Source organism: Nocardiopsis eucommiae (assembly GCF_965344335.1).
Taxonomy (GTDB): Bacteria; Actinomycetota; Actinomycetes; order Streptosporangiales; family Streptosporangiaceae; genus Nocardiopsis; species Nocardiopsis eucommiae.
In genome coordinates, this window is sequence record NZ_CBDRIY010000014.1 from 116,922 (window position 1) to 138,162 (window position 21,241).

Genomic DNA, 21,241 nt, shown 5'->3' on the forward strand with positions numbered 1-21,241 from the left:
GGAGGGCCGGGCCGCGACCCGGCCCTCCTCGGACCGGGGTCAGAGACCGACCAGCAGGTAGGCCAGCGGGCCCGCGATGAGGGTGCTGAGGATGACCCGCTGGAACCAGATCACCACGAGCTGCCCCACCGTCAGCGGGATGCGGGTGGCCAGGACGCAGGGGACGAGCGCGGAGAAGAAGACGATCGAGGACACCGACACGACCCCGACCACCAGACGGAGCACGAGGTCCTCGGACCCGGCGGCCACGGTGGCGGGCAGGAACACCTCGGCGATCCCCACCGAGAGCGCCTTGGCGGCCAGCATGGGGTCGGAGAGCCCCACCACCCAGGTGAAGGGGACGAACACGTAGGCCAGCAGATCGAAGACCGGGGTGGAGTGCGCCACGACCAGTCCGATGGTGCCCACGGACATGATCGACGGGAGGATGGACATGCTCATCCGGACCCCGTCCACGAAGTTCACCCACACGTTGCGCGGCAGGGAGGGCGCCGCGACCAGGGCCTTCCTCGCCTCGCGCCACGCGTGCCCGACGCGGTTGCCGGTGACCTCCTCCTCGGGCTGCGGCGTCGCCCCGGGGAAGTGGTCGTCCGGGATACGGCTCAGCGGCGGGACGCGCACGAGGATCGCGGTGACCGCGTAGGTGACGAGGAACGTCAGGAAGAAGTAGGTCAGCCAGATCCCCATCAGGTCGAGGGTGTTGGCGATGACCACCATGAACGTGACCGAGACCGTGGAGAACCCGATCGCGATGATCGCCGCCTCCCGGCCGGTGTACCGCCCGGACTGGTAGACGCGGTCGGTGATGAGCAGGCCCAGCGAGTAGCTGCCCACGAACGAGGCGGCGGCGTCCACGGCCGAGCGTCCGGGGACGCGCCACACGGGCCGCATCACGCGTTGCAGCAGCACGCCGACGAACTCCATGAGCCCGTATCCGACCAGCATCGCGAGGAAGACCGCGCCGACCGGCACGAGGAGGCCGACGTTCACGGCCACGGCGTTGAACAGGAAGGGGGCGAGGTCGTCGCCCATGAACCACGCGGGACCCACGTCCAGGATCACCATGGAGGCCACGACCAGGCCCACGATGTTGAGCAGGGCGAACACGAGCTTCACACCGCTGTGCCGCCACGTTCCCGTGACGAAGGGGACCACGGTCCCGGCCGCGATGACCAGCCAGATCACGTAGGGAAGGGCGGGTCCGAGCCCGGCCTGGAGGAGGGTGACCAGATGGTCGAGGGGGATGGCGTTCCGGTCCCCGAAGGTCACGGGAACGAAGAACATGAAGATGCCGATACCGCTGTAGACGACCAGGCGCCACGTCCCGGCCGCCTTCGAAGCGGTCGCGTTGTCGCTCACGGGGGGCTCCTCCTGCCTCTGAAATGGGAGTATTCCCGGAATCGAAGCAGAAAGTGACGCGGGACACCCGGGCCTGAGAGCAGAAAGCGTCCGAGATCTCGGACAACCGGTTTCGTCCCGGGGTCCGAGTGTTTCCCTCGTGTGTCCGGCTCAGCCCTCCTCCTCCACCAGTGCGAGGAGGCCGTGGATGTTCGCCCGCAGGAACGCGGAGAGCTGGGGGGCAGGAGGCGGATGCCCGCGAGGGCCTCCCGTGAGGCGGGGAGACGGACCACCTCGTAGGTGCCGCGCCCGGGTTCGGTGAACTCGGCTCCGGTCCGGTCGGCGAGGTTCATGGAGGTCAACCGCGCGACGAAGACGTGCTGGACACCCGTGCCGCCGGGGAGGTCGTCGGTGATGACGAGGACCTGGCGGACCCGGTCGATCCGGCCGCCGAGTTCCTCCAGGACCTCACGGCGCAGGGCCGCTTCGACGCTGACGTCGTCCGCTTCACGACCGCCTCCGACGGAAACCCAATAGGGCTCCTGGCCGGGTCTGGTGCGCTTGATGAGCACGAGGCGCCGCTCGCTGTCGAAGAGGAGGGCGCGAGCGCTCTGCTTGACGACGCCGGTCATGTGTCCCCGCTTCGGTTCGTCCCATGGTGAGGAGAGCTTCGGCTCGCGCCGATCCCGGGCGGCCCGTCGCGTCGCGCCCGCCACTCTCCGGGCCTGATCGAGTGGGTCGCCCGGGGGAGGGCTCGGACTCTGAGGCGGGAGGGGGCTCAGAAGGAGGAGACGCGCAACAGCGCGGACCATTCAGAGGAGGGGAAGGAGAGGTAGCCCAGGTCGCGTTGGGTGGAGTCGCGCACCGCGAAGCGTTGGGGTTCGTCCAGGAAAGGGCCCGCTTCGACGCAGCTGCGGTCTCCGTTGGGGCTGTGGCTGCTGATGTGCCAGCCGACCTCGACACACTGGCCGCCGCCGTTGGCGCTGTAGCTGCTGGTGCGCCAGCTAGTTACGGTCGACGTGTCCCGGTTCATTACAGGTTCCTCTCCAAGGCCGCGATGAACGCGACCGAGTCCTCAGGACTCAGGCTCATCTCCTGTGAGCGATCGTACAAGGCCGCCAGATGCCTCGCTTCTTCGGATTCCAGGTAGAAACCGCCTGCTGGGCTCACGGAATAGGCGATCAGAGGAAAGGGGTCCTCCATTGTGATCAGCATGAAACCGCCGTTCGGACTCGCGAGAGCGCCAGCCTCGAAGGGGACGACTCTGATCCCGATGTTAGGCCGTTCCGAACAGGCCAGAAGGTGCCGGAGCTGGTCCTTCATGACCTCGCGACCGCCGACCATCCTCTGAAGGGCGGCCTCCTCCATGACGATGTCGAGTTGTACGGCGTTCTCACCTTCGAGGATGGCCTGCCGTGACATCCTGAGTTCGACGCCTCGTTCGATCTGAGCGGATGAATCATGCGGGTTGGCAGCACGGAACAATGCCTCCGCGTACGCCGCCGTCTGCACGAGCCCGTTGACGGGCGTGATGTCGAACGTGCGGATGCGATCAGCGCGGCTCTCCAACCACATGTAGTCGATGAACCAGTCAGCGATCTCGGAGGAGTACTTCTCCCACCATCCGGTCCTGCTGATCTCCTTGGAGAGTCGGAGCAACGAGGCGCGCTGCTGCTCGCCCTCCACCCCGTAGAGGTCCATCAGGGCGAGAACCTCGGGTTCACGGACCGGCAGTGCGCCCGACTCGAACTTGCTGATGGCCGAGAAGCTGCGTTGCAGGTACTCGGCGGTGTCGGTGAGTTTGAGCCCGTTCTGCTCGCGCAGCTCCTTCAGCATCTTTCCCAGCCACTGCGCCCGCAGCGTCGGCCTTCGCTTCGGCATGTGTGCCTCCTTGAAGATGTCTAGGAAAATTGTACCTACAACTTGACTTGTGATTGTACCTGCCTCAGTCTAGCTTTAAGTGAGGCAGGTATCACTCGGTGCGATCGCGCCGGATGTGGGCCGCCTGCTGACACAAAGACAGCCGCCCGGGGTGGGGTAGCGAGATTGCAGCCTCTTCGCCCCACCTCGGGCGGCCTTCAAGGAGGGAGCGCCGATGAACGACGTCCACATCCCCACCCCCATTGTTGCCCAGGAGTGGGACAAGATCGACACTTCCGTGGACAACGAGGAGCCTCAGATCCTGTCCTCCGAGCAGTACGCCCGCTACTGCGCCACCATCCGGGACCTGTTGCGCGCCGCTGGCCTGTCAGTTCAGGACTTCGACCGGGAGACCCCGGAGTTCCTGGTGATCGACGACGAGGAACTGGGAATGCAGGTGCGGCTGAGCCCCGACCGTCTGGCGAACGTCGAGATCACCCTCGACGAGGACATGGCGGAGGCCTTCAATACCGTGCGGTTCGCCGGTCATCTGGTCCGCCTTTTCGAGTTGGGCCGAAGGTTCCGTGACGAGAGCATCGGAAGCCTCTGACCTCGGGGCGCCGCGTCACCCTGCCGTCTCCTCCTCCGGAACCCTGGCTGGGGGCCGCTCCGGACTCCTCGCCGGGGCGGCCCGCCGATCACTCACCCCTGGAGGTCGCGCAGGTGCTCCGAGAACTCTCTAGTTCCGGATTCGGGGTCACGGTGTGCTCATATTGGAAGTCGTCGTTGGTGCCGGTCCTTGTCGGTGCTGCCGCCGTCGGACGTTGGCTGTCCTCTTCGGTCCGAACCGGCTCGTGGTGCTACCTGCTGTCTTCTCCTTAGAATTCGACCAGGGAGGCGATGAATCATGCGGCGTATGTGGGGTATTGTCTTCTGTGTCCAACTTTTGAGAAGTTGGAAAAACGACTCCTTGCCGTTGGTAAGTTCCCTGGTCAGAAAGTCTGCTCCCCGCGCACGCGGGGATGGACCCGCGGAGGTGACTGCGGATCAGACGGTGGGGATCTGCTCCCCGCGCACGCGGGGATGGACCCGGCAACCTCAAGATGGTGGGGCTCCGACAGAACTGCTCCCCGCGCACGCGGGGATGGACCCCCCGACTCGCCTGGTCATTGGCTACGGCGCCGCTGCTCCCCGCGCACGCGGGGATGGGCCCCTGTACAACCCCAAGCTGGAGTTCCTGGGCGTCTGGTCCCCGCGCACGCGGGGATGGACCCCGGCGGCACCACTGCCAGTAGGCGACACACTCCTGCTCCCCGCGCACGCGGGGATGGACCCCCTCGGTCGTCGTGGAGGCACGGAGCAGGCGCAGGCGTTCCGATGCGCCACCAGTGCCGCACGGCGCGCGCTCGGGCTGGCCACCACACGACGAACCCGGTGCCCCTCTTGCGGGACACCGGGCCTGATCATCGAAGGCGGGCAGAGCCTCCTGCGACTACTGCGGAGCGAGCAGTTCGGTGACCAGGCCTTCCGCGTAGGGCCTCAGCCGCGCGTGGATGTCGTCTCGTTCGGAAGCTTGGATAATCTCCGCGCAGATCACCAGCTGCGCGAGTCGGCCGGTCTCCGTCCGGAGCAAGCTCCCGAACACATCACGAACCTTCGAAGCCGTTGCGGGGGCCGGGAGACTGTACGCGAGCAGAACCGCAGCGTCGTAGCCTGCTGGAGCCCCCACCCCACCCTTCCCAATCGATGAGTTCCAGGGGCTCCTTGCTGACGTTCGCCCAGTGAAGGTCACCGTGAGCAGTCCGCCAGTCCTTGACGGTCAGATCAGCACCTTCCAGCGCGGGAATGAAGCGGGGAATCCTGTGGATGAACGCCTGTGTTATCACCTCTCGGCCTACAGGCATGGGGGTTCGACCGACTTCATCAACCGCCCCATGCAGCGCCGACCACCACTGATCAGTCACATCAGCGGGTGCTGAAAGGTCGGGCGTCTCTGAGAGTTCCTTGCCTCGAAGAAGCGCCCACAGGTGAGCCTGGAACGCAGCTCCGTCAGACGACCACGAGTGGTCCGCGAGCAGGTCCGGTCGTGGAATCGTCGCGCTCAAGTACCTCTCAGCAAGTGCCGCCCCTTCCCAGAGCTTGCCCTCCGGGCGCGGCGCGGCCATCACTCGCAGCCACGCCTCAACTCCGTTCGCGGCCACCACTGGTCCGCTCAGGGTCCTCCCTCCGAGCCCGGAACGGAGAGCGACCTCCGAAGGTGCTGAGGCTCCGAGGAACGTGACAGCCTGGTGCCACTGATCAGTGAGGTCGTTCGGGAGCGGGATCGAGGAGTTCACAGAGTTTCCTGAGTCGGTGGTCGGACAGCGGATCACCAACGTTGTCAGCCGCCTGCTCCCAGCGCTCGGAGTTCGTGGTGCTGATGAGCAGGCCGGTCAGCCCGGGGGAACGGAAGTGGCCACGGGCACCGCTGCTTCCGCACCGCTGGCTCCTGGGGAAGGCCCGCCGACCTCGGGGGCGTCACTTCCCTCCGAGACCGGGGCGGGCCGCGCCGGGACTCCTCCCGGGGCGGCCCGCCGATCGCTCACCCCTGGAGCTCGCGCAGGTACTCCGCGAACTTCTCCAGGCCGTCGATGTTGCGCGGGCCCGAGATGCCCTCGTTGTAGTCCAGCACGAAGAAGTTCTCTTCCCGCACGGCCGGAACCTCGGCCATGGCGGGGGATGACGTCAGGAAGTCGATCTTCTCCTGGGCGGGCTGGTCGCCGTAGTCCAGGATGATGATCACCTCCGGCTCCGCCTCCACCACGGGCTCCCATCCCACCTGGGTCCACCGCTGCTCCAGGTCACCGAAGATGTTGCTGCCCCCGGCGTGCTCGATGATGTCGTGCGGCGGGACCTGGTTGCCCGCGGTGAAGGGCTGGTCGGTGCCGGAGTCGTAGAGGAAGACGCGGGTCGGGTCGCCTTCGGGCACCTGCTCCTCGACCGCCGCCACCCGCTCCCGGTAGCCCTCGACCAGCTCGGTGGCGCGCTCCTCCACTCCGAAGATCCGTCCCATACGCTCCAGGTCGGTGTAGAGCCCCTCGAACGGCGTCACCCGCTCGGGGTGTCCGGGGTAGTTGAAGCAGGACTCGGCGTGCATGAAGCTCTGGACGCCGATGCCGTCGAGGATCTCGGGGGTGATGCCCCGTTGGTCACTGAAGCCCGAGTTCCAGCCCGCGACCACCAGGTCCGCCTCCGCGTCCACCACCAGCTCCCGGTTGAGCAGGTCGTCGCTGAGGAACTCGACGGCCGCGTAGTCCTCGGCCCACGGCGACTCCTCGACGGGCGGGTTGGCCGGGGGCATCACGTAGCCGTGCACGTGGTCGACCAGCCCGAGTGCGAACAGCTTGTCCGCGCTGCCGCCCTCGTAGGCGACCACCCGCTGCGGCGTGGTGTACTCCACCTCCTCGCCACAGCGCTGGACGGTGACCGGTCCGGCCCCGGCCTCGGAGGTCCCCTCGACCCGGGCGCCGCAGCCGGCGAGCAGGACGGAGGCGGTCACGAGGGGGACCAGGGCGAGCGGGCGGAGCGGGATTCGGGGATTCATCGGGGGTCCTTCCTTGAGGGTGGGAGCCGGTACAGCAGCTGGGGGCCGCCGGTGAGGGGGTGGGGGACGACGGTGGCCTCCACGCCGAAGACCTCCCGGAGCAGGGCGGGCGTGAGCACCTTCTCGGGGCTGCCCGCGTCGACCAGCGCGCCCTCGGAGAGCACACCGACCACGTCGCAGGCCGAGGCGGCCAGGTTGAGGTCGTGCAGGACCACCAGCACGGTCACGCCCACGTCGCGCAGCAGGGAGAGCAGGTCGAGCTGGTGGCGGACGTCCAGGTGGTTGGTGGGTTCGTCCAGCACCAGCACGCGCGGCTCCTGGACCAGGGCGCGGGCCACCAGGACGCGCTGGCGCTCGCCTCCGGAGAGCTCGAGCACGCCGCGCCCGGCCAGGTGCGCCACGTCCAGCAGTTCCATCGAACTCCGGCACAGGGCGCGTTCCCGGGCACTGAGCGGCTGGTTCCCGCGCAGGTGGGGGGTGCGTCCCAGCGCGACCAGCTCCTCGACCGTGAAGTCGAGGTCGCTCCCGTTCTCCTGCGTGAGGGCCGCCACGCGCTGGGCGCTGGCGCGCGGGCTCATCGAGGTCAGGTCCTCGCCGTCCAGGAGCACCCGGCCCGCGCTGGGCCTCAGGGCCCGGTACACGCAGCGCAGGGCCGTGGACTTGCCGGAGCCGTTGGGGCCGACCAGGCCCACCACCTGCCCGTCCGGGACGTCCAGGGTGAGCTGGCGGACGATCCGCGCGCCGCCCAGGTCCACCGAGAGCTCGTCGAGTCGCAGGTCCATCAGCGTCCTCCGAACAGGTAGCCGCGACGGCGCATCAGCATGATGAACACCGGGACGCCGATCAGCGCCGTGATCACTCCGAGGGGGAGTTCGCGCGGGGCCACGACCACCCGGGAGACCAGGTCCACCCAGACCATGAGCACCGCGCCCGCCAGGGGCGCGACGGTGAGCACCCGGCGGTGGTCGGCGCCCACGAGGATGCGCACGACGTGCGGCACCACCAGACCGACGAACCCGATCGCGCCGCTGACCGCCACCATCGCGCCGGTCATCACGGCGGTCAGGACGAACAGCCAGCGGCGCAGGCGGTCCGCGTCCACCCCCAGGCTGGCGGCGGTCTCGTCGCCCAGCGCCGTCACGTCGAGGGAGCGGGCCCGTGAGCGCAGCAGGAGCGCGCCGAGGACCACGGCGGCCGCGACCACGGGGAGCGAGGCCCAGGTGGCGGCGCCGAAGCTGCCCATGGTCCAGAACAGGACGGTGCTGGTGGCCTCGTTGCTGGGGGCGAGGTAGACGATCACGCTCATGACCGCCTGGAAGCCGAAGGACAGGGCCACCCCGGTCAGGACCAGGCGCAGCGGGGTCACACCCATGCGCGAGTAGGAGACGGCGTAGACCAGTACGGTCGCCGCGAGGGCCCCGGCGAAGGCCCCGGCCGAGACCGCGTGGACTCCGAGGGCGGAGACGCCCAGGACGCCGACCAGGACCGCGCCCACGGAGGCCCCGGAGGAGACGCCGAGGATGTAGGGGTCCGCGAGGGGGTTGCGCACCATCGCCTGGACGGCCACGCCGACTGTGCCGAGCCCGGCGCCCACGACGGCGGCGAGCAGGACGCGCGGGGTGCGGATCTCCCAGATGACCTGGTAGCGGGTGACCTCGTCGGCCTGGATGACGCCGCCGCTGAGCGCCGCCCACAGGTAGCGGACGGTCTCCTGCGGGGGGACGACCGCCGAGCCCAGGCCGATCGCCAGGACCGTGGAGACGACCAGGACCAGGGTCAGGGCCAGGGCTGCGGTCGCGGTTCCCGCCGGTGTGGTCAGCCAGCGGACCCGTGGCGCGGCTTCGGGGCCGGGGGAGGGAGTGGTGAGGGGAGCGGGGGGAGCGGGGGCGTGCCGCATCCGGCCTCCCTTCCTGTGAGGGCGAGGGATACGAGTGGATATGAAAACGGTTTTCATTCTAAACGCAGACGTGGCCCCTCGTGTCCACTTTCGGGGAAGGGGCGGCGCCGGGGGCACGAAGAAGCCCGCCGGCGGTCCGTGCGAGCACGGAGCCACCGACGGGCCGGGGCAACCCTGGAAGAGGGGTCAGACGGCGTTGAGCTGGATCGCCAGGGCGTCGAGGCTCCTCGCGGTGAGGTCGAAGGAGTCCGTCGAGCCGGGCGGGTCCCCCACGGGACGCTCCACGTAGGCGGTCCGCATCCCGAGGGCCTGTGCGCCGCGCAGGTCCCAGGCGTGCGCGGCGACCATCAGCAGGCGCTCCGGCGGCAGGCCCGCGTGGGTGAGTGCGAGCCGGTAGACGTCCGGGTGGGGTTTGTACGCCCGCGCGTCCTCGGCGGAGAGTGCCTGGTGCCAGCGCAGTCCGGCGTGCGCGCTGATGAGGGTGAGCGCGGGGCCACTGGCGTTGGACAGCCCGACCACCGGGTAACGGGAGGCGATCCGGTCCAGCGCCCGCACGGAGTCGGGCCACGGCTCCAGGCGCCGTGCGGCCTCCGCCAGTTCGAGGACCGCCTCCTCGTCGTCGATCCCGGCCTCGGCCGCCACGCGTGCCGCCGCCTCGTGATCGAGCTCGGTGCTGCTGGCGTAGGGGAGGCCACCGGCGAGGATCGCGCGCTGGCGCTCCTCGACGTGCCCCGACCACGTTCGGAGGAGTTCCGTCACCCGGGCGTCGTCGGCGCCGGGCAGCAGCGCCCGGATGCCGCGCCCGATCCCGCCGGGTTCGTCGACCATGGTTCCGAGGACGTCGAAGAAGATCACGTCGATGTCGGGGGGTGAGGTCACGTGGCGACTCCTGGTGTGTGCGGCCGCGCCGCCCGGACCGCGCGGGCGGGTCTCTCGGAGACGGGTCGGACGACCGTGTGTCCGCCGGGCCCAGCGAGCATAGCCCGCCGGGGTCGGCGGGGTTCCGGTGAACCCGGGCGGTCGCGTGTCGGCGCGGCGGGCCGGACGGATCGGCCTGGTGCGGTCGGTCGCCGGAGACGTGTCGTGCCGGGTCGGACGCTCAGTGGGAGGAGGTGCCGGGGGCCGGGGCGAACGCGCCGCCGGGGCCGAAGGCCAGCGCCGCGAAACGCGTCCCGATCCGCCGGTGCGCGGCGGTGTCCGGGTGGAGGCGGTCGGGCAGCGGCAGCTCCGCGTGGTCCGCTTCCCCGTAGAGCTCACGGCCGTCCAGGTAGGACAGGTGCGGGTCCTCGGCCGCGCGCTCCCGTACGATCCGGGACAACGTCTCGCGGACGGAGACCAAGGTGAGCTTCCCGGACGCGCGCTCGGCGGGGTCCCCGGTGGCGCGGAACATCTTGCGTCCGGCGCGCAGGGCTTCCGGGTCGAACTCGGTGGGGCCGGGGGTGTCCTCGTGGATGGGGCACAGGGTCGGGGAGACGACCAGCAGCGGAGTGTCGGGGTGGCCCTCGCGGATCGTGTCCAGGAAGCCGTGCACCGCCGGGCCCAGGGCGCGTGCGCGCATCAGGTCCGCGTTGACCAGGTTGATGCCGATCTTCACACTGATCAGGTCGGCCGGGGTGTCCCGCATCGCGCGGGCGGTGAACGGGTCCAGCAGCGCGTTGCCGCTCAGGCCCAGGTTGACCAGGTCCACCGGCTCGTGGGCGGCGGCCACCGCGGGCCAGATCGAGGTGGGGCTGGTGGCGTCCGAACCGTGGCTGACGGAGCTCCCGTGGTGCAGCCACACCCGCCGTCTCCGGTCGGTGACCGGCTCCACCGGGGCGTCCGCGCGCAGGGCCACGAGCTGGGTGGCCTCGTCGTGCGGCAGCCAGATCTCCACGTCCTTGACCCGGTCGGGCAGCCCGGTGAAGCGGGCGGTGCCGACCGGTCCGTCCGCGTGCTCCAGGGCTCCGGTGGCCATGTCGAGGGTCAGGGTGTCGCCGCCGGGCACGGTGGTGCTCGCGTGGAGTCGGCCGTCCACGAGCAGGTCGTAGACCCCGTCCGGGCGGGCGGAGATCCCCGGGTAGACCCGCTTGGTGGGCAGGGTGTCCAGCTCGATCGCGGTGGCCCGGGTGCGCAGCAGCAGCCGTACGCCCGAGGGCTGAACCTCGGCCAGCGCCAGCAGGGGCTCGGGGTTCTGGGCGCGGGCCCGCGCGGGCAGCCGGTGCGGCAGCAGGCCCCGCTCCGTGCGCTCCCACTCGATCGCTCCGAGCAGGAGGTCCGGGGTGAGGGGGGTCGTGATCCAGTGGTTCTCGGTGTTCATGGGTCTACCCGTGGTTCGTCTCGTTCGGGGCGGGCCAGGTCCGCAACAGGTGGTCGAGCGCGTCCAGAGTCCGTGACCAGCTCTCCTGGGAGTCGGGCTCGCTGTGGTCGAAGCCGCCGCCCAGCTCCGTCGCGACGTAGCCGTGGAAGACGCTGCCCAGGAGGCGCACCGCGTGCGTCTGGTCGGGTTCGTCGAGGTCGTAGCCGCGCAGGAGCGCCCGCGTCATCCGTGCGTGCCGTACCCCGGCGCTGGCCGCCGCCGTCTCCGGGTCGAGCCGGAGACGGGCGGCGGCGTAGCGGCCGGGGTGTTCGCGGGCGTAGTCGCGGTACACGTTGGCGAGGGCGACCAGGGCGTCCTTACCGGACCGGCCCGCGAGGGCGTCGGCCGCCCGGTCGGCCATCTCCTCCAGTGCGAGCAGAGCGATCCTGGTCCGGAGGTCCCGGGAGTTGCGCACGTGTGAGTAGAGGCTCGCGACCCGCACGTCGCAGCGCCGTGCCAGCGCCGAGGCCGTCACCTGGTCGAAGCCGATCTCGTCGGCCAGCTCCGCGCCCTCCCGGGTGAGGCGTTCCGGGGTCAGTCCCGCTCGTGCCATCAAGGTCCTCCTCGTTTCCGAAAAGCACTCTATGTCTGCCTAAGCCCTTTAGGCAACCGAGGACATGACTTCGGGGGAGGGGGCGGTGGGAGGGGTCAGTGGGATCGGGCGGGCCGTGAGGTCAGCGTCGCATCAGGGCGAAGACCCCCCAGCCGAGGTACTCACGCATGTAGCGCGCGTAGCGCGCGGGCTCGGTCGAGAGCTCGGCCCGCACCTCGGGAGCCATCTCGTCCCGCGGGTTCCGGTCGAGCCAGCGGCGGAGGTTGAGCCACTGGGCCGCGCAGTACCGGTCCCAGCTGTCCTGGTCGGCCAGCACCATCTCCACGACGTCGTAGCCGAGGTCGCCGAACTGCTCGATCAGTTCGTGCAGCAGCAGGAAGTCGGACGGCCCGGTGGCGTGGCACCCCTCGGCCGTCTCCTGGTCCGGCGGGGTCCGGCGCCAGTAGGGCTCACCGATGAGCATCAGACCTCCGGGGCGCAGGCTCCGGCCGAGCAGCTCGGCCGTCCCGGCCACGCCGTCCCCGATCCAGGTGGCGCCCACGCAGGCGGCGACGTCGACCGGTGGGTCCGTGACGTACCCGGTGGCGTCGCCGTGGACGAACTCGACCCGGTCAGTGACGCCGAGTTCGACGGCGCGGTCCCGGGCCTGTGCGGTGAAGACCGAGCTGACGTCCACGCCCGTCCCCGTGAACCCGAGGTCGCGCGCCCAGGTGCACAGCATCTCGCCCGACCCGCTGGCCAGGTCGAGCACCCGCGTCCCGGGAGGCAGGCGGAGCGCCTCGCCCAGCACGGCGAACTTGTGGGGCGTCAGCGGGTTGTGGATGCGGTGGCCGCTCTCGCGGATGGTGAAGATGCGGGGGAGGTCCATGGTGACCGCCTTTCCGCCGGACTCCGTGCCCGACGAGGGAGAGACGGCCACCGTAGCCGCTGGGCCCCCGGAACCGTGGTCAGTCCTCCAGGGTGTCCTGGATGAGTGGGACGATCTCGTCCAGGGCGTGGTGGATGCCCAGGGTGGAGCCGCTGGAGAAGGCGTTGACCAGCTCCGGGTCGTCGAGGACGAGCAGGCGCCCGGCCTCGGCCGAGGGGATGCCCTGGAGGACCGGGTCCTCGTCGAGGAAGGCGGCGGTATCGGCGTCACCGATCGGGAAGACCAGGGTGAGGTCGGCGTCCAGCTCCTCCACGAGCTCGGAGCTCAGGTCCGTGTAGAAGGCTCCGTCGGCCATCTCGACCAGCTCGGGCTTGTACTCGAAGCCCAGTTCCGTGAGGACGTCCACACGCGTGTCACCGGGCACGTAGGCCCCGTACTGGCCGTCGAAGTAGGCGCCCACGGCGATGGTGAGGTCGGCGAACCCGGCGTTCTCCGCGCGCAACTCCTCGAAGCGGCCCTCCAGCTCGGTGACCAGCTCCTCGCCGCGCTCCTCCTCGCCCACCACCTGGGCGACCTGGCGGGTCTGCTGCTGCCACGTCGTGCCGTAGGTGACCTCGACCTCCGGCGGCGGGCCCACGACGGGCGCGACCGGGGAGAGGAGGTCGTGGCGCTCCTGGGAGTTGTCGGAGCGCGTGTCCAGGATGACGTCGGGCTCCAGGGAGGCGATCGCCTCGATGTTGGGCTCCATGGTGCCCAGCTGGGTGGGCTCGGAGTCGAGCAGGTCGGCGGCCCAGGGGCCCACACCGGCGCCGCCGTAGCCCTGCCAGTCGGCGACCCCCACCGGTTGCATGCCCAGGGCGAGCGCGGTCTCGGCGTCGGACCAGCCGAGCGCGGCCACGTTCTGGGGGCGGTCCGCGATCTCCACGTCGCCGAAGAGCGTCTCGACGGTGACGGGGTAGCCCTCGGCGGCCTCGCCCGAGGGCTCGGAGGAGGTGCCGGGGCCACCGCAGGCGGAGAGCAGGACGGCGGACGCGGCGCCGACGGCGACCAGGCCGAGACGGGCGGACGGACCGGGGTTCATGGGACCTCGCTGGCGAAGATGAGCTTAGCCTTGCCTAAGCCGGATTTCTCCAGGTTAGCGCGGCTTGGGGCTGGTGTGATCAGTGGGGGTGGGGTGGAGAGGTGCGGCACGCGTGGCCGGGGTCTGACCAGTGGGGTGGAGAGGTGCGGCACGCGTGGCCCGGGTCTGACCAGTGGGGTGGAGAGGCGCGGGACGCGTGGTCCGGGTGTGCTCAGTCGACCCCGGCCACGCCCGCGCGCCAGTAGCCCACGAAGGTGATGTCGTCCTTGGACACGGCGCGGTCGCGTACCAGGGCTCGACGCAGGCCGGTGGGCAGCGCGTTCTCTCCCGCGACCCAGCAGTAGGGGCGGCCCTCGGGCAGGTCCGCCGCGCTCACCGTCTCCAGGGCGAGACGGCCGGGGGTGGCGTGGGCGTCCTCGCGCGGCAGCCAGTGCACCTCCACTCCGGGCGGGGCGTTCAGCGGCCGGACGTCCCGGGGGGAGGGGACCTCCAGGTAGACCTGGGCGCGCAGGTCGCGCGGGGCCTGTTCGACGATCGACAGCAGGGCGGGCACCGCGCTCTCGTCACCGACCAGCAGGTGCCAGTCGGCCTCGGCCGGGGGTAGGTAGTAGATGCCCTCGGGGAACAGGCCCACCTCGTCGCCCTCACTGGCCGAGATCGCCCAGGTCGAGGCGGGGCCGCCGTCGCCGTGCGCCACGAACTCGATGTCCAGTTCCAGGGCCTCGGGGTCGAACCGGCGCATGGTGTAGTTGCGGACGTAGGGGCGCTCGTCGTCGCCCATCTCGCGGTACTGCGGGTACCAGCCGTCGTCCTCGGCGTCCGGCAGGACCAGCCGCTCCTGTCCGGGGCGGCGGAGGAAGACCCGCACGCACTGGTCCCGGCCGAGGAACTCGAACCGGGCCAGCTCGGGACCGCTGACGGTCACGGTGACGAAGTGGTCGGTGGTCCGCTCGGCGCGTACGACCCGGGCGCGGATCATCTGGCGGTGACGCGGGGGCTGGATACGCAAGCGGGTGACCCTTCGCGGAGGAGAGTTGGCGGGTTGTGAGGTTAGGCTAACCAATATCATGGCCGCACGGCAATGCCCACATCAGCGACGAAGGGGGCATCCCATGGTCGGAGGGCGTGTGCGCGATGACTACGCTGGGCCAGTCGAGACGACCCTCGGTCCCCTCTCACCTCCACGTCCCTCAGCCCGAACGGAGTCGCCCCGTGACCGCGGCCCCAGCCAACGCCACCCCGGCCGCCGCCGAACCGGTCCCCGCCACCGCGAAGGAACTGCGCTCACGCACCCTGCGCCGCCACCGGGGAAGGGTGACCCTCGGCGTCCTCCTGCTCTCCCTCCACCAGGTCTGCGAAGTCCTCGTCCCGGTCGCCATCGGCCTCACCATCGACCTCGCCGTCTCCACCGGTGACCTCACCGCGCTGCTGTGGTGCGTGGGAGGCCTGGCCCTGCTCTTCACCTGCCTGGCCCTGGCCTACCGCTCCGGTGCCCGTCTCACCCTGAGCTCCGTCGAGCGCGAGGCCCACCTGCTGCGCCTGGAGTCCGCCCGCCGGGTCCTGCGCCCCCGGGGCGAGCGGAGCGGCCTGCGCTCCGGTGAGGTCCTGGCCGTGGCCACCTCCGACGCCGAACAGGCCGCCTCCTACGTACGCGCGTGGGCCATGGGCATCGCCCAGGTCACCGCGATCGCCGTCACCACCGTGGTCCTGCTCACCATCAACCTCCCCCTCGGACTCGGCGTGCTCGTCGGCGTCCCGGTGATGCTCCTCCTGCTGCGGATCCCCGCCGCCCGCATCACCCGCCGGACCGAGGCCAAACAGGCCACCGCCGCCCGCGCCACCGCGATGGCCACCGACCTCGTCGGCGGCCTGCGCGTGCTCATGGGCATCGGCGCCCGGCACAACGCCGCGCTGCGCTACCACCGGGTCAGCGACACCGCCCTGACCGCCTCCGTGGGCGCCGCGGCCACCAACGGCCTCTACAAGGGCCTGGTCACCGCCACCGGGGCGGTGTTCCTGGCCTGCGTCGCGGGAACCGCCGGGTGGATGGCGCTCCAGGGGCACCTGACCATCGGCGAACTCGTCATCGTGGTCGGCCTCGCCCAGTTCCTCGCCGAACCCGTCCAGGCGCTCGGCCTGGTCGGTCAGATGTTCGCGATCGCCCGTGCCTCCGCCCAGCGCGTGGTCCGCCTCCTCAACGCGCCCGACGCCGTCAGCCCCGGCGACCGGATCCTGCCGGACACGCTCCCCGAGGTCCCCCACGCGGTGGAGCTCCGGGGCGTCACCCACCGCACGCTCGACGGGGTCGACCTGACCCTGGCCCAGGGCGAGCTGGTCGCCGTGCTCACCACCGACCCCCGCGACGCCGAGGCACTCGTGGACCTCCTCGCCGGACGGGCCGAGGGCGCCGCGGGGACCACCCTCGTGGGAGGCGTTCCGGTCACCGAACTCGACCTGACGTCGCTGCGCCGCACCGTCCTGGTGGAGGAGCACGGCAGCGTCCTGTTCGAGGGCACGCTCCGCTCCAACCTCACCGTCGGCCGGGCCGACGACCACGCCCTGTCCGCCGCGCTGACGGCGGCAGCCGCCGAGGACCTGGTGACCGGCCACCCCGACGGACTCGACCGATCCGTCACCGACCGCGCCGCCAACCTCTCGGGCGGCCAGCGCCAGCGCGTCGCCCTGGCCCGCGCACTGGTCGCGGACCCGCCCGTGCTGGTCCTGCACGACCCCACCACGGCGGTCGACGCCGTCACGGAGGCGGCCATCGCCCAGGGCACCGCCGACCTGCGCGCCCGGAGGTCACCCGGAGGCGCCACCCTGGTCATCGCCAGCAGCCCCGCGCTGCTGGCCCGCGCCGACCGCGTGGTGGTCCTGCGGGAGGGCCGGGTGCACGCCGAGGGCACCCACGCACGACTGGCCGAGGACGACCCCCACTACCGTGAGGCGGTGCTGCGTTGAGCACGGAACCCATCACCAGGCCCGAGCCCCCGGAGGCCGAACCCCAGGCCGCCCCGGTCGCGCCCGGACCCGAACTCCTGCCCACCGCCAACGCACGGCGCACCTGGGCCGTCCTCGGTGACGGCCTCAGGTCCGTTCCATGGGCCACCGCCCTGGCCCTGCTCACCGTCCTCGGGGGCAGTACCGCCGGACTCGTCGCCCCGTGGGTGCTCGGGTCGATGGTCGACGACATCTCGGCGGGAGCGGGCCTGGACGCGATCCTGCGCTCGGCCGGGCTCATCGCCGGCGCGGCCGTGGTCGGGGGACTCCTGGCGGGGCTCGGCGCCTGGCAGGTCAGCCGGGTCGGGGAGACCGTCCTCGCCCGGCTGCGCGAACGCGTGATGGAACGGGTCCTGCACATGCCCGCCGCCCGGCTGGAGCGGGTCCGCATCGGTGACCTGCTCTCCCGGGTCGGTGACGACGTCGCCGTGGTCACCAACGCCATCGCGCGCAACGGCCCGGAGGTCGTCACCGCCCTGGCCATGGTCGTACTCACCACGGTGGGGATGGCCGCCCTGGACTGGCGTCTCGGCCTGGCCGGACTCGCGGCGCTGCCCTTCTACGTGTGGGCGGTGCGCTGGTACATGCCCCGCTCGGGCCCCTACTACGCGCGCGAACGTGTCGCCATGGGAGAGCGCTCGCACGCGCTCATGGGTGCCCTGCGCGGCCGGGGCACCGTCCGCGCCTACCGCCTGGAGGAGGAGCACGAACAGGTCATCGCGGACCGCTCCCGCACGGCGATGCGACTCACCATCGACGTGTTCTACCTCTTCACGAGGCTCGGCGCGCGCATGAACGGTTCGGAGTTCGTCGGGCTGGGCGCCGTCCTGGTCGTGGGCTTCTTCCTGGTGCGCGGCGACCTCGCCACCGTCGGCATGGTCACCGCCGCCGCCCTGTTCTTCCACCGGCTCTTCGGCCCGATCGGGTTCCTGGTGATGAACTTCAACGACGTCCAGCAGGCCGGGGCGAGCCTGGCCCGGCTGGCCGGGGTCATCGACCTGCCCGTGGCCGACGACCCGCGCGCGGAGGAGGGCCCGGCCGGTTCCTCCCTGCGCGTGGAGGCGGTCAGCCACGCCTACGCGCCGGGAGCGCCCAGGGCGCTGGACGGGGTGACCCTCGGTGTCGCGGCGGGGGAGCGGGTCGCGCTCGTGGGCGCCAGCGGGGCGGGCAAGACCACCCTGGCCGCCGTGGTCAGCGGACTGCGGGCCCCCTCCTCCGGAACGGTGTTCCTGGGCGGGGTGCCGCTGGACGAACTCGGGGAGGCGCGCGTGCGCGAGCACGTCTTCCTGGTCAGCCAGGAGACCCACGTGTTCGCGGGGACCCTCCTGGACGACCTGCGCCTGGCTCGCGCGGGGGCCGACCCCGGCGAAGTGGAGAGCGCGCTGGAGACCGTGGGCGCCCTCGACTGGGTGCGCGCGCTCCCGGAGGGCCTGGAGACGGTCGTCGGTGAGGGCGGGCACGCGCTCACCGCCGAGCAGGCCCAGCACCTGGCCCTGGCCCGCCTGGTCCTGGCCGACCCGGACCTGGCGGTGCTCGACGAGGCCACCGCCGAGGCGGGCAGCTCGGGCGCGCGCCGTCTGGAGAGCGCGGCGGTCGCCGCCACGAAGGGCCGGACCACCCTGGTGGTCGCGCACCGCCTCACCCAGGCCCAGACCGCCGACCGCGTCGTCGTCATGGACCAGGGCCGGATCGTGGAGGAGGGCACCCACGACCAGCTCGTCGCGGACGGCGGCCGCTACGCGCGGCTCTGGCACAGCTGGCAGGGCTGACCCTCCAACGGTCACCAGAGAGGGGGCGTCCACCCGCGTGGACGCCCCCTCCTGTGTGCCTGGTCCCCGTGTGATGCTCCGGACAGGGGATTCCGGCCGTGGAGGGGCTGGTGTACAACTAGTATCTATGTCGTATCCAACTTGGGGGGTCCAGTGAGCGCGAGTGGCGTCGGCGGGCGGGAACCGGTGGTCCCGGCCGCCACGGAGCCGGAGTCGGCGGCGGGACGCGCCTACACCGTCGTGCGGAACCGGATCCTCGACGGTGAGTTCGAGGGCGGCAGCATGCTCAGCGAGGGCCGGATCGCCACCGAACTGGGCATGAGCCGCACCCCGGTGCGCGAGGCCTTCCTCCAGCTCCAGGCAGAGGGGTGGATGCGCCTCTACCCCAAGCGCGGGGCCATGGTGCGCCCGGTTCCGCCGCACGAGTTCCGCGAGGTCCTCCAGGCCCGCCAGATCATCGAGTCCGCGGCGGTCCGCACCGTGTGCGCCTCCCGTGGCGGCTCCGAGCGGCTGGTGCGGCGCCTGCGCGAGGTGACCGAGGACCAGCGTCGAGCCTGGGAGGAGGACGACCTCGCCGCCTTCACCCGGGCCGACGTCGAGTTCCACCGGGAGGTGGTCGCCGCGGGCGGCAACTCGATCCTCCAGGGCTTCCACCAGCTCCTCCAGGACCGCCACCGTCGCATGACCACGCAGTCGATCAGCGACGACACCACCCGGGCCGAGCTCGTGCTCGACCAGCACGCCGGGCTGGCCCGCCTCATCGAGGAGGGAGACCCCGAGGGCTTCGCCCGAGCCACCGCCGAGCACCTCAACGACGTCCACGGCTTCACCGTCTGACCCCCACACCACCCGCCCCCCGCGCCCCCCTTCCCTGACCCCGAACCTGAGAAGGAAGCCCGACCCATGGCCACGATCGAGGCCCACAGACCACGCGCGGACGCACCGTCCAGGAGCGGGCGCCGCCGGACCCTGCCCGGGTGGCTCGCCGTGTGCGGCACCCTCTTCGCCGTCGCGTGGGGCGGCAACGAGTTCACCCCGCTGCTGGTCATGTACCGCCTGGACAGCGGTATGAGCGTGCAGATCGTCAACATCCTGCTCGGCGCCTACGTGCTGGGCATCGTGCCCGCCCTCCTCGTGGGCGGGCCGCTCTCCGACCGCCACGGGCGCCGCCCCCTGATGTTCCCCGCACCGGTCCTGTGCGTGATCGGCAGCGGTCTGCTGGCCCTGGGGTCCGACTCGGTCGCCCTGCTGTTCGCCGGGCGCGTCTTCTCCGGAATGGCGCTCGGCCTCGTGATGGCGGTGGGCACCAGCTGGGTCAAGGAGCTGTCCCAGCCGCCCCACGACCTCCGTGCCACGGCCGGGGCCGGGGCGGCGCGCGCCTCGCTCGCGCTCACCCTCGGCTTCCTCCTCGGCGCCGTGGTCGCGGCCGCCATCGCCCAGTTCGCTCCGATGTCCGCCGTCCTGCCCTACGCCGTGAACATCGTGATCACGGTGCTGCTCGCGGCGGCCCTGCTCCGGGCTCCGGAGACCCACGGGCGGGGGACGGTACCCGGCAGGCTCCTGGACGACCTGCGGGTCCCGGCCGCGCTGCACCGCCGGTTCCTGCTGGTGGTCGTCCCCATGGCACCGTGGATCTTCGGAACGTCCGCCAGCGCCTACGCGATCCTGCCCAACCTGCTCGCCCCCCGGGTCCCCGGCTACGAGGTCGGCTTCTCGGGGCTGCTGTGCATGGTGGCGCTGGCCAGCGGCGTCCTCAGCCAGCAGGTGGCCAAGCGCGTCGACAGCCCGCACTCCTCACGCGCGGTCGCGGCGGCGCTGGCCACGGCGGCCGTCGGCATGGCCCTGGCGGTGTGGGCCTCGGCCGTCCTCACGATCCCGGCCGCGCTGGTGGCGGCCGCCGTGCTGGGCGCCGCCTACGGCCTGTTGCTGGTGTCCGGCCTCCAGGAGGTCCAGCGCATCGCGGGACCCGACCGTCTGGCCGGGCTGACCGCCGTCTACTACTCGCTGGCCTACCTGGGGTTCTTCGTCCCCGCCGCGCTGGCGGCGCTGACCGGCTGGTTCGGCTACCCGACCATGTTCGCGGTCGGCACGGGCCTCGCGCTGTTGTGCGTCCTGGCCGTCACCCTGTCCTGGCGACGCCACCTGCCCGCGCGCTGACCCCTCAGCACTCCGGCGGGAACTCGTCGGTGCCCACCAGGGCTGCCTCGCCGCTGGTGTGCGTGCCCAGGTACAGGCCGTCGTCGGCGGCGAGGAGCTCGGTCTCGAACGCCAGCGTGGCGATGTCGTGCTCGGCGTCCTCCTCCAACCCGGCGGCGGAGGTCACCCCCAGGGTGTACACGGTCTCCGAGGAGGCGGGCACCACCCGGTAGGCCGGGGCGCCGTCCGTGTCGGTGATGGTCCAGTCCTCGCCGGGCGCGGCCAGGTCCACCTCGACCTGGTCGCCCTCGAACTCACGGTTGGCGTTCAGCCGCCACCCGTGCTCCTCCGAGGTCAGGTCGATCCGGGCGGGCGGGCTGTCACCGCACCAGGACACCAGCACGACGGGGAACTGGTGGCGCGCGGAGAAGTGTCCGGTGGCGACGGCGCCCACCGCCCCGCCGTCGGGCGCGCAGGCCGACAGGAGCAGACAGGCCGGGGGGAGGAGCGCCAGGTGTCGGAGGGCGGCTCGGTCAAGGACTGACATGCCGCGATTGTGCCAACCTCTGTCGCGTGCCGTGGGGCGTGCCACGCGGTCCGGCGCGGGGCGGACGAGATCACCACAGGTCACGTCGGGCGCACCGGAAATCCCGAGCACGGTGCCGCTTCGGCGTGTCTCGTCGGCCCGGGTGCGTCTCCGATTCGTGACACGTCCCGCCCTTGACCTACGTCGCCGGGGTTGCGAAGGATGGCGACGTCGGTTTTCGGTGACATGTGACACATGGGGCGGTTCGTCGCCGCGGGACGGGTCGGCCGCCCGG

19 protein-coding genes and 1 pseudogene are annotated in these 21,241 nt (G+C 71.4%); 5 read left to right on the forward strand and 15 right to left on the reverse strand.

The features are described from left to right. Positions 1 to 39: 39 nt before the first annotated feature. From ACRWK8_RS11500 to ACRWK8_RS11515, 4 genes and pseudogenes are all read right to left on the reverse strand, one after another. Entirely contained in the window at positions 40 to 1,359 is a 1,320-nt protein-coding gene (locus ACRWK8_RS11500) for a YjiH family protein (protein WP_378746042.1), read from the reverse strand. Positions 1,360 to 1,509: 150 nt separating this feature from the next. Beyond that, a pseudogene (locus ACRWK8_RS11505) lies at positions 1,510 to 1,970 on the reverse strand (NUDIX domain-containing protein). Between the two features lie 146 nt (positions 1,971 to 2,116). Then, positions 2,117 to 2,371, reverse strand: a complete 255-nt coding sequence (locus ACRWK8_RS11510) for a DUF397 domain-containing protein (RefSeq protein WP_431870145.1) — start codon at positions 2,369 to 2,371, stop codon at positions 2,117 to 2,119. Next, complete coding sequence (locus ACRWK8_RS11515; RefSeq protein WP_431870147.1) at positions 2,371 to 3,219, reverse strand: helix-turn-helix domain-containing protein; 849 nt, start codon at positions 3,217 to 3,219, stop codon at positions 2,371 to 2,373. The genes ACRWK8_RS11510 and ACRWK8_RS11515 overlap by 1 nt, the downstream gene beginning before the upstream one ends. Before the next feature lie 214 nt (positions 3,220 to 3,433). Between ACRWK8_RS11515 and ACRWK8_RS11520 the strand changes: the two genes are divergently transcribed. Further along, the gene (locus ACRWK8_RS11520) at positions 3,434 to 3,808 is read left to right on the forward strand and encodes a hypothetical protein (protein ID WP_431870149.1); all 375 of its coding nucleotides are present in this window, start codon (positions 3,434 to 3,436) and stop codon (positions 3,806 to 3,808) included. An 882-nt stretch (positions 3,809 to 4,690) separates the two neighbouring features. Here ACRWK8_RS11520 and ACRWK8_RS11525 read toward each other — a convergent pair. The 10 genes from ACRWK8_RS11525 to ACRWK8_RS11570 all read right to left on the reverse strand — a co-directional run bounded on the left by ACRWK8_RS11525 (position 4,691) and on the right by ACRWK8_RS11570 (position 14,494). Continuing rightward, the gene (locus ACRWK8_RS11525) at positions 4,691 to 4,843 is read right to left on the reverse strand and encodes a hypothetical protein (RefSeq protein WP_431870151.1); all 153 of its coding nucleotides are present in this window, start codon (positions 4,841 to 4,843) and stop codon (positions 4,691 to 4,693) included. Between the two features lie 936 nt (positions 4,844 to 5,779). Beyond that, a complete protein-coding gene (locus ACRWK8_RS11530) occupies positions 5,780 to 6,781 on the reverse strand; it encodes an ABC transporter substrate-binding protein (protein ID WP_431870153.1) in 1,002 nt (333 codons plus the stop codon). Continuing rightward, positions 6,778 to 7,563, reverse strand: a complete 786-nt coding sequence (locus tag ACRWK8_RS11535; protein WP_431870155.1) for an ABC transporter ATP-binding protein — start codon at positions 7,561 to 7,563, stop codon at positions 6,778 to 6,780. Before ACRWK8_RS11535 ends, ACRWK8_RS11530 begins: the two co-directional genes overlap by 4 nt. After that, entirely contained in the window at positions 7,563 to 8,678 is a 1,116-nt protein-coding gene (locus tag ACRWK8_RS11540) for a FecCD family ABC transporter permease (RefSeq protein ID WP_431870157.1), read from the reverse strand. Before ACRWK8_RS11540 ends, ACRWK8_RS11535 begins: the two co-directional genes overlap by 1 nt. A 186-nt stretch (positions 8,679 to 8,864) precedes the next feature. Next, positions 8,865 to 9,557, reverse strand: a complete 693-nt coding sequence (locus ACRWK8_RS11545) for a haloacid dehalogenase type II (RefSeq protein ID WP_378745988.1) — start codon at positions 9,555 to 9,557, stop codon at positions 8,865 to 8,867. A gap of 220 nt (positions 9,558 to 9,777) precedes the next feature. Continuing rightward, complete coding sequence (locus tag ACRWK8_RS11550; RefSeq protein ID WP_431870160.1) at positions 9,778 to 10,974, reverse strand: GDSL-type esterase/lipase family protein; 1,197 nt, start codon at positions 10,972 to 10,974, stop codon at positions 9,778 to 9,780. Positions 10,975 to 10,978: 4 nt separating this feature from the next. Next, entirely contained in the window at positions 10,979 to 11,566 is a 588-nt protein-coding gene (locus ACRWK8_RS11555) for a TetR/AcrR family transcriptional regulator (RefSeq protein WP_431870162.1), read from the reverse strand. A gap of 121 nt (positions 11,567 to 11,687) precedes the next feature. Continuing rightward, the gene (locus ACRWK8_RS11560) at positions 11,688 to 12,434 is read right to left on the reverse strand and encodes an SAM-dependent methyltransferase (RefSeq protein WP_378745954.1); all 747 of its coding nucleotides are present in this window, start codon (positions 12,432 to 12,434) and stop codon (positions 11,688 to 11,690) included. 79 nt (positions 12,435 to 12,513) lie between these two features. Further along, complete coding sequence (locus tag ACRWK8_RS11565) at positions 12,514 to 13,515, reverse strand: ABC transporter substrate-binding protein (protein ID WP_431870164.1); 1,002 nt, start codon at positions 13,513 to 13,515, stop codon at positions 12,514 to 12,516. 211 nt (positions 13,516 to 13,726) lie between these two features. Then, entirely contained in the window at positions 13,727 to 14,494 is a 768-nt protein-coding gene (locus ACRWK8_RS11570) for a siderophore-interacting protein (RefSeq protein ID WP_378746121.1), read from the reverse strand. 233 nt (positions 14,495 to 14,727) lie between these two features. Between ACRWK8_RS11570 and ACRWK8_RS11575 the strand changes: the two genes are divergently transcribed. The 4 genes from ACRWK8_RS11575 to ACRWK8_RS11590 all read left to right on the forward strand — a co-directional run bounded on the left by ACRWK8_RS11575 (position 14,728) and on the right by ACRWK8_RS11590 (position 20,441). Next, positions 14,728 to 16,476: an ABC transporter ATP-binding protein gene (locus ACRWK8_RS11575; protein WP_378745936.1), complete on the forward strand. Its 1,749-nt coding sequence runs from the start codon at positions 14,728 to 14,730 to the stop codon at positions 16,474 to 16,476. Next, positions 16,473 to 18,284, forward strand: coding sequence for an ABC transporter ATP-binding protein (locus ACRWK8_RS11580; protein ID WP_431870167.1), 1,812 nt, complete (start codon positions 16,473 to 16,475; stop codon positions 18,282 to 18,284). The genes ACRWK8_RS11575 and ACRWK8_RS11580 overlap by 4 nt, the downstream gene beginning before the upstream one ends. 153 nt (positions 18,285 to 18,437) lie before the next feature. After that, positions 18,438 to 19,121 carry a GntR family transcriptional regulator gene (locus ACRWK8_RS11585; protein ID WP_378745910.1) on the forward strand — a complete coding sequence of 228 codons (684 nt, stop codon included), beginning with the start codon at positions 18,438 to 18,440 and terminating at the stop codon, positions 19,119 to 19,121. A 66-nt stretch (positions 19,122 to 19,187) separates the two neighbouring features. Next, a complete protein-coding gene (locus tag ACRWK8_RS11590) occupies positions 19,188 to 20,441 on the forward strand; it encodes an MFS transporter (protein WP_378745902.1) in 1,254 nt (417 codons plus the stop codon). A gap of 4 nt (positions 20,442 to 20,445) precedes the next feature. On the opposite strand, the gene ACRWK8_RS11595 is transcribed toward ACRWK8_RS11590, so the two are convergent. Beyond that, on the reverse strand, positions 20,446 to 20,967 hold the full coding sequence (locus tag ACRWK8_RS11595; protein WP_378745897.1) for a hypothetical protein: 522 nt from the start codon (positions 20,965 to 20,967) through the stop codon (positions 20,446 to 20,448). Positions 20,968 to 21,241 lie beyond the last annotated feature (274 nt).

What these genes read in the sequence shown, in the direction of transcription:
- ACRWK8_RS11510 (WP_431870145.1), bottom strand. Translation starts at nt 2,371, where the DNA reads ATGAACCGGGACACGTCGACCGTAACTAGCTGGCGCACCAGCAGCTAC.
- ACRWK8_RS11515 (WP_431870147.1), bottom strand. Translation starts at nt 3,219, where the DNA reads ATGCCGAAGCGAAGGCCGACGCTGCGGGCGCAGTGGCTGGGAAAGATG.
- ACRWK8_RS11520 (WP_431870149.1), top strand. Translation starts at nt 3,434, where the DNA reads ATGAACGACGTCCACATCCCCACCCCCATTGTTGCCCAGGAGTGGGAC.
- ACRWK8_RS11530 (WP_431870153.1), bottom strand. Translation starts at nt 6,781, where the DNA reads ATGAATCCCCGAATCCCGCTCCGCCCGCTCGCCCTGGTCCCCCTCGTG.
- ACRWK8_RS11535 (WP_431870155.1), bottom strand. Translation starts at nt 7,563, where the DNA reads ATGGACCTGCGACTCGACGAGCTCTCGGTGGACCTGGGCGGCGCGCGG.
- ACRWK8_RS11540 (WP_431870157.1), bottom strand. Translation starts at nt 8,678, where the DNA reads ATGCGGCACGCCCCCGCTCCCCCCGCTCCCCTCACCACTCCCTCCCCC.
- ACRWK8_RS11550 (WP_431870160.1), bottom strand. Translation starts at nt 10,974, where the DNA reads ATGAACACCGAGAACCACTGGATCACGACCCCCCTCACCCCGGACCTC.
- ACRWK8_RS11555 (WP_431870162.1), bottom strand. Translation starts at nt 11,566, where the DNA reads ATGGCACGAGCGGGACTGACCCCGGAACGCCTCACCCGGGAGGGCGCG.
- ACRWK8_RS11560 (WP_378745954.1), bottom strand. Translation starts at nt 12,434, where the DNA reads ATGGACCTCCCCCGCATCTTCACCATCCGCGAGAGCGGCCACCGCATC.
- ACRWK8_RS11565 (WP_431870164.1), bottom strand. Translation starts at nt 13,515, where the DNA reads ATGAACCCCGGTCCGTCCGCCCGTCTCGGCCTGGTCGCCGTCGGCGCC.
- ACRWK8_RS11570 (WP_378746121.1), bottom strand. Translation starts at nt 14,494, where the DNA reads ATGATCCGCGCCCGGGTCGTACGCGCCGAGCGGACCACCGACCACTTC.
- ACRWK8_RS11590 (WP_378745902.1), top strand. Translation starts at nt 19,188, where the DNA reads ATGGCCACGATCGAGGCCCACAGACCACGCGCGGACGCACCGTCCAGG.
- ACRWK8_RS11595 (WP_378745897.1), bottom strand. Translation starts at nt 20,967, where the DNA reads ATGTCAGTCCTTGACCGAGCCGCCCTCCGACACCTGGCGCTCCTCCCC.